Genomic DNA, 208 nt, shown 5'->3' on the forward strand with positions numbered 1-208 from the left:
GACGTGCACAGCCTTGTCCGCACCCATCGACAACGCCTTGCGCAGCGCGTCCTTCGCGTCGTCCGGACCCACCGTCAGCACGGTCACCTCGGCACCCTCGTTCGCCTCAGCGATCCGCAGCGCCTGCTCCACCCCGTACTCGTCCAGCTCCGACAGAAGGCCGTCCACGCCCTCCCGGTCGGTGGTGTGGTCGTCCGCGAAACGACGG

General features: G+C 69.2%; 1 pseudogene. It reads right to left on the minus strand.

Annotated elements, in window-relative coordinates:
• Positions 1–208: pseudogene (locus IF01_RS0141065) on the minus strand (electron transfer flavoprotein subunit beta); the annotation flags it as partial.

Source organism: Kitasatospora purpeofusca, assembly GCF_000718025.1.
GTDB lineage: Bacteria > Actinomycetota > Actinomycetes > Streptomycetales > Streptomycetaceae > Kitasatospora > Kitasatospora purpeofusca.